Origin of the sequence: Halomonas sp. H2, assembly GCF_050215315.1 — a bacterium.
In the GTDB taxonomy this organism is placed as follows: domain Bacteria; phylum Pseudomonadota; class Gammaproteobacteria; order Pseudomonadales; family Halomonadaceae; genus Vreelandella.
Map to the genome: position 1 here is coordinate 3,079,440 of NZ_CP189760.1, position 14,771 is coordinate 3,094,210.

The following is a 14,771-nucleotide window of genomic DNA, read 5'->3' on the forward strand; positions in this document are numbered from 1 at the left end:
CCCCGCCTTGCTCCTTGAGATCATTACTTTCCTAGTGTTTATTGTGTTGTTGGTGGCTCAAGAAAGCGCTGCCAGAGTGCCGTCACTATCTCACGGTGAGCGCGGAACGCCTCCTCATCGCTGAGTGCTTTTTCACCGGTAAGCGCCGCTCGATGGGTCGTGCTGCGGTATTCCAGATAGGCTTCACGCAGACGCTCTGCTTCTTCGGCGGGTAAGTGCCCACTCTCGGTTAGCTGCTCTAAAATACGGATATTATCGCTGTAGGTCAGCAGCTCAGGGGTTTGGTTAGCGAGCGCTAACACCGCGTATTGGCAAAGAAATTCGATATCCACCATGCCGCCTGCATCGTGCTTGACGTTAAATGTATCACTCGTCGTTTTACTACCAAGGTGGTCACGCATTTTCTGACGCATCTTGACCACTTCTTCTCGCAGCACGGCGTTATCGCGTTCAGCGCTTAAAATATCTCCCCGCAGCTGGCTAAACTTCTCCGTTAGCGCATCGCTACCCGCGACCACCCGGGCCCGGACAAGCGCTTGATGCTCCCAGGTCCAGGCATTTTGACGTTGATAGTCAGCAAAGGCTGCCAACGATGTCACCAGTAACCCTGAATTGCCCGACGGCCGCAGCCGCATGTCGACTTCGTAGAGACTGCCGGCCGGAGTTACCGCCGTCAGCAGGTGGATAATACGCTGGCCCAAGCGGGTAAAAAACACCGGCGTATCAATGGGGCGCGGGCCATCAGTCGTGCCGCTACCATCGTTATCATGCAGGAAAACCAGATCTAAATCTGAACTGTAGCCCAGTTCAATGCCACCGAGCTTGCCGTAGCCAATGATTAGAAACGCCGCCTCGCGGGTATTGAGCCCCTCAGGCACGCCATGTTTGCGGGTAATATGCTTCCACGCCATGGCTAATACCGCATCCAAAATTACTTCGGCGATAAAGGTTAAGTAATCGCTTACTTTCATCAGGTGGCGGGTGCCGACGATGTCCGAGGCCGCCACATGCAGCGTTTGGGCATGCTTGAAAACGCGCAACGCCTCTAGCTGCGCTTCCTCATCATCCTCAGGTAAACGGTTCAGCGTTTGGCGTAACTCGTCGGCCAAGCGGGCTTTATCGGCGGGGGTGTAGAGTGTTTCCGGCGTCAGTAGCTCATCGAGCAGAATAGGGTAGCGCGCTAACTGATCGGCTATCCACGGGCTGGCGGCGCACAGACGCATTAGGTGCTCAAGCGCCTGGGGGTTTTCGCGTAGCAGGGCAAGGTAAGCCGTACGCCGCAGCACGGCTTCAATGAGTGGCTGCACCTGCGCCAGCGCGGTATCCGGTACGTCGTTATCGGCTACCGCGTCCAGCAGCATTGGCATTAATGCGTCCAGACGTTCAAAACCAATCCGCTGCATGCTTTGCACTTGGCGCGAGTGGTAAAGACTTTGCAGCCTCTTCAAGGCTTTGTCCGGCTCGTTAAAGCCCGCCTCGGCAAGGTGTGCTGTGGCCTCTTCGGCGTCTAACTCACCGCGCCAAATAAGTCGCCACTGGGATAAGCCAAGCTGGCTATCATCATTGGCCCCGTCGACATCCTCTTCGGGGTCGGCGATGACCGCGTCAAAGTGCTGGCGCACCCGCTCGCGCACCTCATCAAGCTGGGCAATAAGCCCCGGCCAATTTTCATGGCCCATGGCAAAAGCCACCCGTTCACGCTCGCTATCATCGCTGGGCAGGGTTTGTGTCTGGCGGTCTTCAAGCGCTTGCAGCGCATGCTCCACATCGCGTAAAAAGGCGTAATCCGGCAGCAGCTCATCGACCACACCTTGCGGCAGCAGGCCTAGTTCGGGTAAACGATTAAGCGCGGTTTTCAGCGACGTGACCTGCAACTCTGTGTCGCGCCCGCCGCGAATCAGCTGAAACGCCTGGACGACGAACTCAACCTCACGAATGCCACCAGGGCCGAGCTTGATATTGCTCTGCATGCCCTTGCGCTTCACTTCGCGGTTGATCATCGCCTTCATTTCGCGCAGCGACTCAATGGCGCCAAAGTCGAGATATTTACGATACACAAAGGGACGCAGGCCGGCCAGCAGCTCATCGCCTGCATCTAAGTCACCGGCCACCGGGCGCGCTTTCAGCATCGCGTAGCGCTCCCACTCGCGGCCTTGGTCCTGATAGTAGCTAGAGAGCATGGCAAAACAGCCCACCAGCGGGCCGCCGTCGCCCAAGGGCCGCAGGCGCATATCGACGCGGAAGGCGAAACCATCGGCGGTCATCGCATCCAGGGCGGCGATCAACTTTTGGCCCAGCTTGGTAAAATACTCCTGATGTTCCAGCGGCTTACGCCCGCCCTGGGTGTCGCCTTTTTCGGGGAAGGCAAAGATCAGATCAATATCAGATGAGAGGTTCAGCTCCCCTGCCCCCAACTTACCCATTCCGAGTATCACAAGACGTTGAGGCGAGCCATCAGCGCGCGGCGCTGGCAAGCCCCAACGCGGAGCATAAAACTGCTCAAGCCAGATTAAGGCGGCTTCCAGACATATCTCAGCCAGTTCGGACACCGCCTTGGCGGTGTCCCACATGGTGTGGCTGGGCGTACGGTTCAGATCGCGCCAAATAATCGCCAGCATACGCTTACGGCGAAAACGGCGAATCACCCGCTGCATGGCTTCTTCGCTATCGGTTTGTTCAAGCGACTCATCAAGCCAGCTGGCCAGCTCGTCACGCCCTGGGTCGACATCCAGCTCGCCCGCAATATCCAGTTCAGCCAGCCAATGAGGGAAGCGGGCCAGGGAATCCTGTGCAAAAGTCGAAATGGCCAGTACTCGGGCTAAGGCCTCGCGGCGCGACTCAGAAAGCCCCTGCCAACTACTTGAGGGCCATTCCTGCTTGGTCATCTCGGCAATGTTGTCGGCTTGGGTAAGCGACTCACTCAAGCGCTGCCAAGCAGCCTGGGTCTCTGTGTGTAACGACGCTGGCAGCGTCGACAACGGTAAAAAATCGTCATTCACTTGCATAACCACCTCACTGCCCAGCGCGTTAAAAGAGGCTAAACGCTTGCCTCGTCAGCAACTGACCTAGCTAAAGAATTTTTCCCAGCCCAATAATCCCCAGGTAAGTCCAGCCATTATCAGCGACAGCATAACCGCGGCTGAGCCAATATCCTTGGCTCGCCCAGAAAGCTCATGGTGCTCGGTACCAATCCGGTCAACCACGTTTTCAATGGCGCTATTCAGCAGCTCTACAATCAGCACAAAAAACAGGCTACTGACCAGTAGCAGCCAGCTAACGGGGCCTTCCCCGATCCACCAGGCAAACGGTAGCATGACTACCGTGATAGCCACTTCCTGGCGGAAGGCCGACTCATTTCTAAACGCCGCCTTTAGGCCTTTCCAGGAATAGCGCGTGGAGTGAACCAAGTGTGTTAAGCCGGTATGCCCAGGTTTCATGCAGGTCGCCTCACCATGTGAGCGTGGAGTGTAATCAGTTCGCTGAAATCATTGCATCTAGATCCTGTGACAATGGATCCAGCACTTCAGACCAGCTTAAGTATGGCGTGCTGCCATTGCCATTCACCATGGCACTAAACACCCCCCAGCGCCCTTGCGCCGTGCGGAAGTAGCCCGCCATCGCCCTAACGGCAAACGGCTGGTTCAGCGTGCCGGTTTTGATCATGACATTGTTTTGAAAGGTGGATGAACCACGTCTAATAAAGCGCATGACCCCATTGGCTGGCGATTGGAAGGCCGCTATGAAGCTTGGGAACAGCGTACTTTGTCGAAACATATCCTCCAGCATCACATTAACGCCCTGCGCCGACGTTCGGTTTTCAGTGGTCAGCCCGCTACCACTATATAGCGTTAATGGTCCGTGCCCTGGCAGGCTTTGGACGTAGCTTTCAATCGCTTGGCCGGCTTGGCGCAGCTGCGCCTGGGGCGTTTCTACCAGGTCCAGTGCCAGCACATCGGCCATATAGTTATTGGAGTAGTTCATGATACGCAGCAGAAGCTCCTGCAGCGGTTGGCTGTCAACCGCTGCCAAGCGCTGGGCAGAACTGGGCGGCTGGGTCGAGCTGACCCGCCACGGCTCGCGTACCTGGATGCCCGCCTGATTGAGCATTCCCATTAATACTTGGGCGGTTTTTTCGGCCGCATCGCCTGCACCCCGATAGATATCCCGGGCGCTGGCGTTAGTCGAAATTTGCCCGCTCAAACGCATCACGTCGCCACGTTCGTCGGTGATACGCTCAGCGCTAATCTCCGTACCGCTGTTGTCCGGGCGGGTTAACACCTGATTATCAATGGTGATCAGCGATGCCTGGCTATCGCAAAGGCCGACTTGGGCTGGCGCACCAGCCGCAGCCGCCGGTGACACATTGACGCACCAACTGCCGAAGTTGACGCCTGCGGATGAGAGCGGCGCGCTATAGGCATTGGTGACTCGCGTGCGGGCATCGCAGCGGTCAGTGGTAATACACTCCACCGGGCCAAACCGCCATTGGCTGACCACTAACGCGCCGTCAACCTCGCGCACCCCCGCCAAGTGCAAACGCTGCACCAAACGCCACAGGTTTTCAGTGGTCAAGCCTGGGTCGCCACCGCCCTCAAACACCAAATCACCGCGCAGCACGCCACCGTCGATACTGTCTTCAACTACGCCCGCGCTGACTAATTGGCTGGTAAAGCGGTGCTGGGGGCCAAAACGATTCAGCGCCGCTGCAGATAAGTAAGCTTTGGTCACAGAGGCGGGGGAAAGTTGACGATCTGGATTGATACTGCCTAACAGCGCATTGCTGCCCGTATCAGCATCCAGCAAACGCGCCTCGGCGCTAATCGAAAAGCCTTTCTCCTGCAACTGGCCCAACCGCGTGAAATCGGCAAATAGGCTGGAACTGGCGCTTAGCGCCAGCGTGGCGATGCCCGTTACCAGCGACCAGCGCCGCATACGTTTAACAGCAAAAAAAGACCCCATCAAAGTACCTCAATGCACATTCATTTTAGAAAACACTTGCAGCATCACCACGCCCGCTACTATCAAGCTTATCCCGATCACCGCAGGCAAATCAGGCTTTTCACCGAATACCAAAATACCAACTAAGGTAACTAACACAATGCCCAAACCCGCCCATATCGCGTAGGCCACTCCCACCGGCAGCGTACGCAGTACCAAGCTGAGCAAATAAAAGGCCAACCCGTAGCCCACCACTACCACAGTGCTCGGCAGTGGTCGCGTAAAGCCCATGGAGGCTTTTAGCGCACTCGTGGCAATCACTTCAGCCACAATCGCCAATACCAAATAGACAAACGTCATGTTCGCTCCAAATCAACGCTAAGACGCCACAGTGTCTGACCACTTTGAGCATATTTCGCCTCGAACGGGGTTAAATAGTCGCCTTTAGGCGCCAATTCACTCACGATCGCCTGATTACCGGTTACCTGCGCCACCGCGAGAGCAAACTCTTCAACATAGAGTGACCAGTTTGAGCGCAGCTCAAGGTGCCCACCCAGGGCCAGTAGTGTGGGTAAAACAGCATGGCCATGCCAGCGCATTTTTAGATGTCCCGCCTTGGGGTAAGGATTTGGATAAAGCAGATAGTGATGCTCGGGTGCCCAGCCATTCTGATAAGCCAAACGCCAGAAATCGATGAGATCTGCGCGCACCAGCAGCGCATTTTCCGGCAGTTCGCCATGGTCACGTCCCAGGCGATCCTCGCTGCGATCAACACCAATAACGGCATGCGTTGGGAACTGCATTGCCAGTTGGCGTGTCGATATCCCCACGCCACAGCCGGAATCTAGCAATAGCGGCGCTTGGCGGTTAGCAAACCACTCGGCCGCTTGGGCAAAGGTACGCTGGGTGTGCTCGGCGATCGGCTTGCGCAGCGGGTGCGCTAGGGCACGACTCACCCGGCGGGCCAAATCTTGATGCGGGCCGGGCTGATTAGAAACCACTGGTCGAGAATTATGCTGCATGCCATCTCTCGGCTGAAAAGCGTGATTCTATCAGTCTCGAGCGCTTGCGGCATGACGCCGTTGCATAGCCGGTGCTATGATCACGCCTCACGTACTTATTACCTTGGGCATTTATTACCTCAGGTACTAATTAAGCGCAGCGGGCTTAGCACAATAGGCTTAGCCCCTTGCCAATAACCATTATTACCACCACCGCACCACGAGGAACCCGGCTTGTCACACTTACCGGTGATTGTCGGCATGGGCGGCATCAATCCTGCTGGCAGAACCTCTGGCCATCAGGCCTTCCGCCGCACCGTGCTTGATGCCCTCCCTGCTGACCAGCAACGCCAGACACTGGAAGGCTTGGCGGCGCTTATGCGCCTTGTTGAGCACTCCGAAAAGGGGTGGCTAGACCGTGCCGGCCAGCCTGTAGAGGTCCCGGCTGAGTCGCTGCGCGAGCAGGTGCTTAAGCATACCCTGATCCGTCGCAACGAAGACCCGCGCTTTCTAGACCCCGGCATGCCGTCTAACCGTCAGGCCAGCATGCAGCTTGCCGAGCCGATGCGCTTTACCTTGCGCCGCCGCCAACTGCCCGACAACCTGCCGACAGATTGGCAGGTACGCGATATTGATGCCCGCGTGGTAGAAGTGGTCGTGCCGGCTGGCGTGTTAGACGTGCTGCTACCCGACGCGCAGGTACCCAAAGTACGCGCGGCGGGCCAGCTACCCAGTGGCTTTGACCCCGCTAGCCTATACCGCAGCGTGCACCACCCCCGCGCGCTCTCCCTGGCAGTATTTGGCGCCAGCGATTGCCTAGGCGCCAGTGGGCTTTGCTGGGAAACGCTGCGTCAGCAGTTGAATCCGGATCATATTGCCGTTTACGCCGGCAACTCCATCGGCCAGCTCGACGACCAGGGCTGGGGCGGCTTGCTGAAAAGTTTGGTGAGCGGTCAGCGCGCCACGTCGAAGCAGATGCCGTTGGGCTATGGCCAAATGCCCGCCGACTTTTTAAATGCCTATGTGCTCGGCAGCGTCGGCGGTACCGGCGCGGCTTTGGGTGCCTGCGCCAGCTTTCTTTATAACCTGCGCCTGGGCATTGACGATATTCGCGCCGGCCGTCGCCGTGTGGTGATGGTAGGCACCGCTGATGCGCCGATCACCCCGGAAATTATTGAAGGCTTCCGGGCCATGGGCGCGCTGGCGGACGACGCTGGTTTAAAGGCGTTGGATGCGCTGGAACTGCTCACCGATAGCGACTACCAGCGCGCCTGTCGGCCGTTTGCGCGCAACTGTGGTTTTACCATGGCGGAAGCCAGCCAGTTTGTGCTGCTGATGGACGACGCCCTGGCGCTGGAAGTGGGCGCGGATATTCTTGGTGCCGTACCGGAGGTATTTGTGAATGCCGATGGCTACAAGCGCTCAATTTCGGCGCCGGGCATTGGTAATTACATCACCCTGGGTAAAGCGGCGGCGTTTGTGCGCGAAATGCTGGGCGAAAACGCCCTTAAAGAGCGTAGTTTTGTGCATGCGCACGGCACCAGCACACCCAAAAACCGCATTACCGAATCCCATGTATTCGATGAGATCGCCCGCGCCAACGGCATCAATGACTGGCCTATTGTCGCGATTAAAGCCTTTACCGGCCACTCCCAAGGCTCTGCAGCAGGTGACCAACTGGCGAGCGCCCTGGGTAGCTTTGCCCACGACCTGCTGCCGGGCATCCCGACATTGGATGCTGTGGCTGACGATGTGTATGGCGACCGACTGCGCTTTTCACAAACGGCGCAGCCTTTCCGCGCTGACGCCGCCTTTATTAATGCCAAAGGTTTCGGCGGCAACAATGCCACCGGGGTGGTGCTGTCGCCTGCGGTGACCGAGCGCTTGCTGACCCAACGTCACGGTGCGGCGGCGGTGAGTGCCTGGAAAGAGCGCCGCGAAACCACCCGCGCAGCGGCAGCGGCCTATCTCGCCCAGGCAGACCTTGGCCACTACGCCCCACGCTATCAATTTGGCGAAGCGGTACTCGAAGGCCCTGAGCTGGATATTCATGCCGACCGGATTCACATCCCTGGTTACGATCATGCCGTTTCATTAGCCAGCGACAATCCGTTTGGCCGCTTAGACGAGGAAACATCGTAATGCGTACAGGCAAAGTGAATATCGCTGTCTACCCCGGCACCTTTGACCCCATCACCAATGGCCACTTTGACCTGATTGAGCGCGGAGCACGGATGTTCGACAAGGTTGTCATTGCGGTGGCAGAAAGCCCTGGGAAAAGCCCTAATTTAGACTTGGAAACGCGTATCACCCTGATAAAAAGGGTCTGTGCCTCATTGCCCAACGTTGAGGTCATCGGCTTTTCAAGCCTACTGACCACCATGATGCACGAGCAAGGCGCAACGATTATCCTGCGCGGCCTGCGCGCCGTCTCCGACTTTGAGTACGAGCTGCAGCTTGCCAATATGAACCGCGCACAGAATCCAGAGCTTGAGAGCGTGTTTTTAACCCCGGCGGTTGAGAACTCGTATATCTCTTCAACCATTGTGCGTGAAATAGCCAAACTCGGCGGCGATATTTCCCCGCTGGTGCATCCACAGGTCGCTGAGGCGCTGCGTAACCACTACACTAGCTAGCCAACACCATTGTTGAGTAAAACACTAGGTTATCGACACAGATGCCCTAGGGTTTGTACGCCATCCGCGAGGTATGCCCATGGCCCTGATGATTACCGACGAGTGCATTAACTGCGACGTCTGCGAACCCGAATGCCCCAACGATGCGATCTCCCCCGGGGAGGAGATCTACGTTATCGACCCTAATTTATGCACCGAGTGCGTCGGCCACTATGACGAACCTCAGTGCCAGCAGGTCTGCCCGGTAGACTGCATTCCACTCGACCCTGAGCGCCACGAAACCCAAGAGCAGTTGATGACAAAATACCGCATCATCACTGCTGCTTAAGTGCGCATTTGGGCCCTCGCTTGGCCAATCATTTTATCTAATATCACCGTTCCGTTACTCGGGCTGGTCGATACCGCCGTGGTCGGGCACCTACCCGACTCCCGCTATTTAGCCGGCGTTACCCTAGGTGCCACACTGTTTAGCTTTCTCTACTGGGGATTTGGCTTTTTGCGGATGGGCACCACCGGTCTGGTCGCCCAAGCCATGGGCCGTGAGAGCGACGCTGACGTACGTAACCTGCTAGGTCAATCACTGATCATGGCGCTCGTAATTGGCATGCTGCTGGTTGTGTTTGCTTCTCCGCTCATCTCGCTGGGTTTGTGGTTGTTAGATGGCAGCGAAGTCGCCACTGGTTTAGCCCGTGAATATGCCCATATCCGCCTGTGGTCGGCGCCCGCAGTGCTCGCCAATTACGCCATTTTGGGCTGGTTTTTAGGCCAGCAGAACGCTCGCGTCACGCTGATGATTCTGCTGCTTACCAACAGCGTGAATATCGTCCTGGATTTATGGTTCGTGGTAGGCCTGGGGATGACCAGCAATGGCGTCGCCTGGGCTAGCGTGATCGCTGACTACAGCGCGCTAGCGTTTGGCAGTTATTTAGTGGTGCGCCAGCTCGCTCGATTGGAGGGCCATTTTCTGCGCGAGCGGTTGCTAGCGCTAGTGGCCTACACTGCGCTGTTTAACGTTAATGCCAATCTATTTGTGCGCACCCTCGGGCTACTATTCGCCATGGCGTTTTTTACCGCCCAGGGGGCCCGTCAAGGCGATAGCGTACTCGCCGCCAACGCCGTGCTGATGCAATTTATCATGCTTACCAGCTATGCCCTGGATGGCTTTGCCCACGCCGCCGAGTCGTTGATTGGGCGCGCCTACGGTCGTAAGGACTGGGGCGAGTTTGCAGCCACCGTGCGCGCCGCCGCACGTTTCTCCTTCTGGACGGCGGGCGCTGCCGCCCTGCTGTTTGCGCTGGGGGGCAATACTCTGATTGCGCTGCTCACTGGCCTGGAAGAGGTACGCAGTACGGCGGCAGAGTACCTGCCGTGGATGGTCATCATGCCTTTGATTGCGGTATGGAGCTACCTACTGGATGGGGTGTTTATTGGCACCACTGCCGTGCGTGAAATGCGCAACAGTATCTTTATCGGCCTTGCCGCCTATTTGCCCGCCTGGTGGATGACTCAGGGGTTGGGCAATCACGGTCTGTGGTTCGCGTTTATGCTCTTCACACTGGTTCGTTCAGCGGTATTGATCCACTATTATCGCTGTTACAGGCACTCCCACTGGCGCTAAAACAGGCACAATCACCAGCAACTGCGCTAGCGTGAGATTAGACATGCAGCTTCAACGTGAAAAACACCGCACTCCCCCGTATATTAGCTATGTACTTGTACTGCGTAGGCATTGAATAGGCACTTCAAAGACCTGCAAAGACCTTGCTTAGCCACTTCCTAATAATGAATAAGAGAGCATCCCATGCTTAAAATGATCTCAAAACCAGCGGTCAAGCTGGTGGAGCGCTATCTACCCGACCCGTATATTTTCGTGCTGCTGCTAACGTTAATTGCCACGGTCGCTGCGATCGCCATTGAGCGCCAATCACCGCTGGCGGTGCTGCGTTTTTGGGGCGATGGCTTCTGGGGCCTGCTGACGTTCTCAATGCAGATGCTGCTGGTGCTGGTCACCGGCTTTATGCTGGCTAGTTCGCCACCGGTAAAGCGCATTCTGCAAAAAATCGCGGCCACTGCCAAAACGCCTGGCGGCGCGATCATTCTGGTCACACTGGTCTCTTTAGCAGCCAGCTGGATCAACTGGGGGTTTGGCTTGGTGGTCGGCGCACTATTTGCCAAAGAGCTGGCCCGCCTGATTCGCGTTGACTACCGCTTGCTAGTGGCCAGTGCCTATTCAGGCTTTGTGGTCTGGCACGGCGGTTTAGCGGGTTCGATACCACTGACTATCGCTACTGAAGGGCATTTTTCCGCTGACCAAATTGGTGTGATCAGCACCGGCTCAACGATTTTCGCCTTATTCAACCTCGGCATCGTGGTCTGCCTGTTCATTGCCATTCCGCTGGTTAACCGCATGATGCTGCCGGATGAGAAGGATAGTGTCTACGTCAACCCCAGCATCCTTAACGATAAGCCAGAGCCTGTAGGCCGTATTACGCGCCCGGCAGAACGCCTGGAAAACAGCATGACCCTGGCGCTGCTGGTAGGGGTGCCGGGGCTACTGTTTTTGCTCGACCACTTTTTGCTGCGCGGCGGCGGTTTAAACCTCAACGTAGTCAACTTTCTGTTTCTATTCTTAGCCATTGTGCTGCACCGCACGCCGCGTAACCTGCTGAACAGCCTCAACGAAGCGATTAAAGGCGGTGCGGGCATCGTTATTCAGTTCCCCTTTTACGCGGGCATTATGGCCATCATGGTGCAATCTGGGCTGGCTGAAAGTATGTCCGAGTGGCTGGTCTCGTTTGCTACCGCTAGCACACTGCCATTCTGGTCGTTTATCAGCGCGGGCATCGTGAACCTATTCGTCCCCTCTGGCGGTGGCCAATGGGCCGTGCAAGCACCCGTGATGCTACCTGCCGCTGAAGCGCTGGGTGCCGATATTTCACGGGTGGCCATGGCGGTTGCTTGGGGTGACGCCTGGACCAACCTGCTGCAACCCTTCTGGGCGCTGCCGGTACTCGCCATTGCCGGGCTCAAGGCCAAAGATATTATGGGCTTCTGTCTGATCCAGCTGTTTATTACCGGTATTATCATCTCAATTGGGCTGATGTGGTTTTAAACCAGCTAATCACCGCCTGCCCCTCTCGGGGTAGGCGGTGTCATTAAAGTAGGAGCACTCTATGTCAGAGATCCCCATGGATGAAAACACCGCACTCCCGGGGCAGCACGAACTGTCGATGACCGTGCTAATGACGCCCGATATGGCTAACTTCAGCGGCAAAGTACACGGCGGCGCTATTCTTAAAAAACTCGATGAAGTCGCTTTTGCCTGCGCTAGTCGCTATTCGGGGCACTATGTGGTGACACTGTCGGTAGATCAGGTGCTGTTTAAACAGCCGATTCATGTCGGCGAGCTGGTGACTTTTTTAGCCAGCGTGAACCATGTGGGGCGCTCTTCAATGGAGATTGGTATCAAGGTCGTGGCCGAAGATATTCGCAATAAGCTGATTCGCCACACCAACAGCTGCTACCTCACCATGGTAGCGGTAGATGCCGACGGCAAACCCGCCAGCGTGCCGCCGCTCATTTTGGCAACCCCCTTACAGCAGCTACGCTTTGAAAAGGCGGCACTGCGCAAAAAGTTACGTAAGCAGGCAGATAGAGAGGAACTGTTGACCCAGCAGCAGCATCAGTCTCAGGCCCATTAACAGGCCCAGTTAGCGCCATTACGCCACCACAAGGAGTTCGCATGCCCGCTAGGGAACGCCACTCTCACCTGCCTAAAGCGGTCGAATATGCCCATATTGGCTGGGATTTTTTCATTCTGACGCTGGTGGTCATTAACCTCGCGTTACTGCTGTTTGACTCTCTGTTTCTGTTGGGGCCCATTAACCAGGGCATTGCCAGTATCGCACCCGGCTTCCACAGCTTTTACGACACAACGATCCACAGTCGTTTTATCGCCATCGATTTAGTCTTTGTCAGCTTTTTTATCGCCGATGTACTGCTGGGCTGGTCAATTGCGATTGCCGAGCGACGCTACCATCGCTGGTTCTTTTACCCCTTCGTGCACTGGTATGACGTACTGGGCTGTATTCCGTTAGCGGGCTTCCGCCTGCTACGTATTCTGCGCGTGGTATCGCTACTCAATCGCCTCAACCGCCTAGGCCTGATTGATGTTACTCGCTGGGATATCTACCTATTTTTTGCCAAATACTACGACATTCTGCTGGAAGAGCTTTCCGACCGCATCGCGCTGCGGCTACTGGGCAATGTGCAGCAGCAGATCCGCGCCAGCGATTCGCTCACCGAGCGGGTCATTGACCGTGTGATTATGCCGCGTAAAGCGCAGCTCATTCATGAAATCGCCCAGCGCTTGGAAAATACCGTCGGCAAAGCCTACCAGCACAACCGCCAAGCGATCATGGCGGCTATTAGCGATTTGGTTGGCCGCACGCTGCGGGAAAGCCCTGAGATGCAAAACTTACGCCGCCTGCCGATGGGCCAGCAGGCCACCAACGCCATGGAGGCATCGCTCAGCGGTGTTGCTCAGCGATTAGTGGATGAGCTGGTGTTAGGCATTCACTCCGAGGAGTTTAGGCAACTGGTAGAGCGCACCGCCGACAGCAGCTTCGATACCTGGCTGACCGTCGATGAAGGCAGCGACCGAGTCACCGAGCAGGTGCTGTACGACATCCTCGAAATGCTTAAAGACCAGATACGCCACCAGGACTGGAAAGACCGCTACGAGTAATTCACAAAGTGACAGGGGCTAATGGGCGCTCGGTTAAACAGGCGGCGATGATACTCAATGCCTGAATTAGTTCGCTGCGATCCGCCGCGGCCCCTATGCATAGCCGAATCGCTTGGGGCGCAGGCGTACTCGCCACACAAAAAGGCTCTGCGCTGCTGACCTTAACGCCCCGCTGAAGTAGCCGTTCACACAGCTCTTCGGCCCGGCTCCCCTCTGGCAGCGCAAGCCATACATTACTGCTGTGTGAACGCCCGCTTAGAGAAAAATCTTTTAGCCATTCGGCGGCCAACTGCTGACGCTCCGCGAGCTCCTGGGTTTGCCAAGTAAGTAGCTTCTCAGCCGCGGCCTGGTTAATCCAGTGGCAAACCACATCGACCATTAATGGCGGCACCATCCAACTCTGAGCGCGCAGGCCTGTCGCTAACCGCTCGTGCAAGCTTTTAGGCGCACGCAGTACGCCAATTCGTAGTCCACCCGCCAGCACTTTAGCGGTACTAAACACAAATAGCGTGCGCTCCGGCGCAAGCCTGTAAAGGGGTGTACCGCGCTGCTCAGCGGGCAGATACTGCACACCATCTTCAATCAGCCAGATATCGTAGCGCCGTGCCAACGTTACCAGTCGCTCGCGGCGCGACTCGCTTAAACACGCGCCGGTGGGGTTGTTCTGTTCCGGCGTTAGATAAATCGCTCTAGGCGGCTGCCGGGCACACTGCGCCTCAAGCAGATCCATGCGCATCCCTTCACCGTCTTGACCAATCCCCACCAGTTTTAAATGGCCCTGCTGCGCTGCGCTGATAGCACCGGGATAGGTCAATGCATCGGCGGCAAGCAGCTCGCCCGGCCGTAGCAAGGTGCTGAACGCCAGACTAATGCCGTGTTGGCCACCCTGGGTGATCAACAGTTCATCGGCCATCAGCGGCATACCTAAAGTATTTAACCAGTGGGCGAGTACTTCACGATGCTCATGGCGCCCCTGGGCCTGTTGGTAGGTCACACCGCGCGCTAATGCTGCCCCGGATTGACTTAAGGCGAGCAGCGATTCGCTCAACAGCGTCTGCCGCAATGGGTGGGGCGGTGGCAGGCTAAGGCTTAAATCGATCACACCGGCCGTTTCGTCAGTGGGAAACGACAGGCTAAAAGTGTTGTCTTGGTTTTGGCTCTTCACATAGGTGCCGCTACCCACCCGGGCTGACACCCAACCATTGCGTTCAGCCTCAGCGTACCCGCGGGTGACTGTGCCGATGGTCACACCTAGCGCGTCCGCCAAGCGGCGCTGGGGCGGCAATCGCTGCCCAGGCAGCAGTGTTCCCGCCTGGATAGCGGCTTCAATGGCACTGGCAATAGCGCGGTAACGTGAACCAGAAAATTCAGCTAGCGAAGGCACCCACATTGTCATGGTGACAATAAAACCTTTGACGTCAATTTAAACGCCATTATGCTAGCAAAAGC

Annotated in this window: 13 protein-coding genes; 7 read left to right on the forward strand and 6 right to left on the reverse strand. The window is 56.8% G+C overall.

What is annotated here, in order from left to right; all coding sequences use genetic code 11:
- Positions 1-38: 38 nt before the first annotated feature.
- The 5 genes from glnE to trmB are packed head-to-tail and all read right to left on the reverse strand — an operon-like array spanning position 39 to position 5,960.
- A complete protein-coding gene (glnE, locus tag ACQE2I_RS14315) occupies positions 39-3,005 on the reverse strand; it encodes a bifunctional [glutamate--ammonia ligase]-adenylyl-L-tyrosine phosphorylase/[glutamate--ammonia-ligase] adenylyltransferase (protein WP_427028723.1) in 2,967 nt (988 codons plus the stop codon).
- A gap of 60 nt (positions 3,006-3,065) precedes the next feature.
- Positions 3,066-3,437 (reverse strand): diacylglycerol kinase, encoded by a 372-nt coding sequence (locus ACQE2I_RS14320; RefSeq protein ID WP_427028724.1) that lies wholly within the window; start codon positions 3,435-3,437, stop codon positions 3,066-3,068.
- Between the two features lie 34 nt (positions 3,438-3,471).
- Complete coding sequence (gene dacB / locus ACQE2I_RS14325) at positions 3,472-4,959, reverse strand: D-alanyl-D-alanine carboxypeptidase/D-alanyl-D-alanine endopeptidase (RefSeq protein WP_427028725.1); 1,488 nt, start codon at positions 4,957-4,959, stop codon at positions 3,472-3,474.
- A 9-nt stretch (positions 4,960-4,968) separates the two neighbouring features.
- The gene (locus ACQE2I_RS14330) at positions 4,969-5,298 is read right to left on the reverse strand and encodes a DMT family transporter (RefSeq protein ID WP_427028726.1); all 330 of its coding nucleotides are present in this window, start codon (positions 5,296-5,298) and stop codon (positions 4,969-4,971) included.
- The gene (gene trmB / locus ACQE2I_RS14335; protein ID WP_427028727.1) at positions 5,295-5,960 is read right to left on the reverse strand and encodes a tRNA (guanine(46)-N(7))-methyltransferase TrmB; all 666 of its coding nucleotides are present in this window, start codon (positions 5,958-5,960) and stop codon (positions 5,295-5,297) included. The genes ACQE2I_RS14330 and trmB overlap by 4 nt, the downstream gene beginning before the upstream one ends.
- 240 nt (positions 5,961-6,200) lie before the next feature.
- On the opposite strand from trmB, the gene ACQE2I_RS14340 reads away from it, so the two are divergent.
- The 7 genes from ACQE2I_RS14340 to ACQE2I_RS14370 all read left to right on the forward strand — a co-directional run bounded on the left by ACQE2I_RS14340 (position 6,201) and on the right by ACQE2I_RS14370 (position 13,322).
- The gene (locus ACQE2I_RS14340; RefSeq protein WP_427031483.1) at positions 6,201-8,081 is read left to right on the forward strand and encodes a beta-ketoacyl synthase N-terminal-like domain-containing protein; all 1,881 of its coding nucleotides are present in this window, start codon (positions 6,201-6,203) and stop codon (positions 8,079-8,081) included.
- Positions 8,081-8,575: a pantetheine-phosphate adenylyltransferase gene (gene coaD, locus ACQE2I_RS14345; RefSeq protein ID WP_427028728.1), complete on the forward strand. Its 495-nt coding sequence runs from the start codon at positions 8,081-8,083 to the stop codon at positions 8,573-8,575. The genes ACQE2I_RS14340 and coaD overlap by 1 nt, the downstream gene beginning before the upstream one ends.
- Before the next feature lie 79 nt (positions 8,576-8,654).
- On the forward strand, positions 8,655-8,903 hold the full coding sequence (locus tag ACQE2I_RS14350; protein ID WP_427028729.1) for a YfhL family 4Fe-4S dicluster ferredoxin: 249 nt from the start codon (positions 8,655-8,657) through the stop codon (positions 8,901-8,903).
- Complete coding sequence (locus ACQE2I_RS14355; protein WP_427028730.1) at positions 8,904-10,193, forward strand: MATE family efflux transporter; 1,290 nt, start codon at positions 8,904-8,906, stop codon at positions 10,191-10,193. It abuts the gene before it with no gap.
- Positions 10,194-10,376: 183 nt separating this feature from the next.
- Positions 10,377-11,687, forward strand: a complete 1,311-nt coding sequence (locus tag ACQE2I_RS14360; RefSeq protein ID WP_427028731.1) for a short-chain fatty acid transporter — start codon at positions 10,377-10,379, stop codon at positions 11,685-11,687.
- Positions 11,688-11,748: 61 nt separating this feature from the next.
- On the forward strand, positions 11,749-12,276 hold the full coding sequence (locus ACQE2I_RS14365; protein ID WP_427028732.1) for an acyl-CoA thioesterase: 528 nt from the start codon (positions 11,749-11,751) through the stop codon (positions 12,274-12,276).
- A 41-nt stretch (positions 12,277-12,317) separates the two neighbouring features.
- A complete protein-coding gene (locus tag ACQE2I_RS14370; protein WP_427028733.1) occupies positions 12,318-13,322 on the forward strand; it encodes an ion transporter in 1,005 nt (334 codons plus the stop codon).
- 1 nt (position 13,323) lies between these two features.
- Here ACQE2I_RS14370 and ACQE2I_RS14375 read toward each other — a convergent pair whose 3' ends face one another.
- The gene (locus tag ACQE2I_RS14375) at positions 13,324-14,718 is read right to left on the reverse strand and encodes a PLP-dependent aminotransferase family protein (protein WP_427028734.1); all 1,395 of its coding nucleotides are present in this window, start codon (positions 14,716-14,718) and stop codon (positions 13,324-13,326) included.
- Positions 14,719-14,771 lie beyond the last annotated feature (53 nt).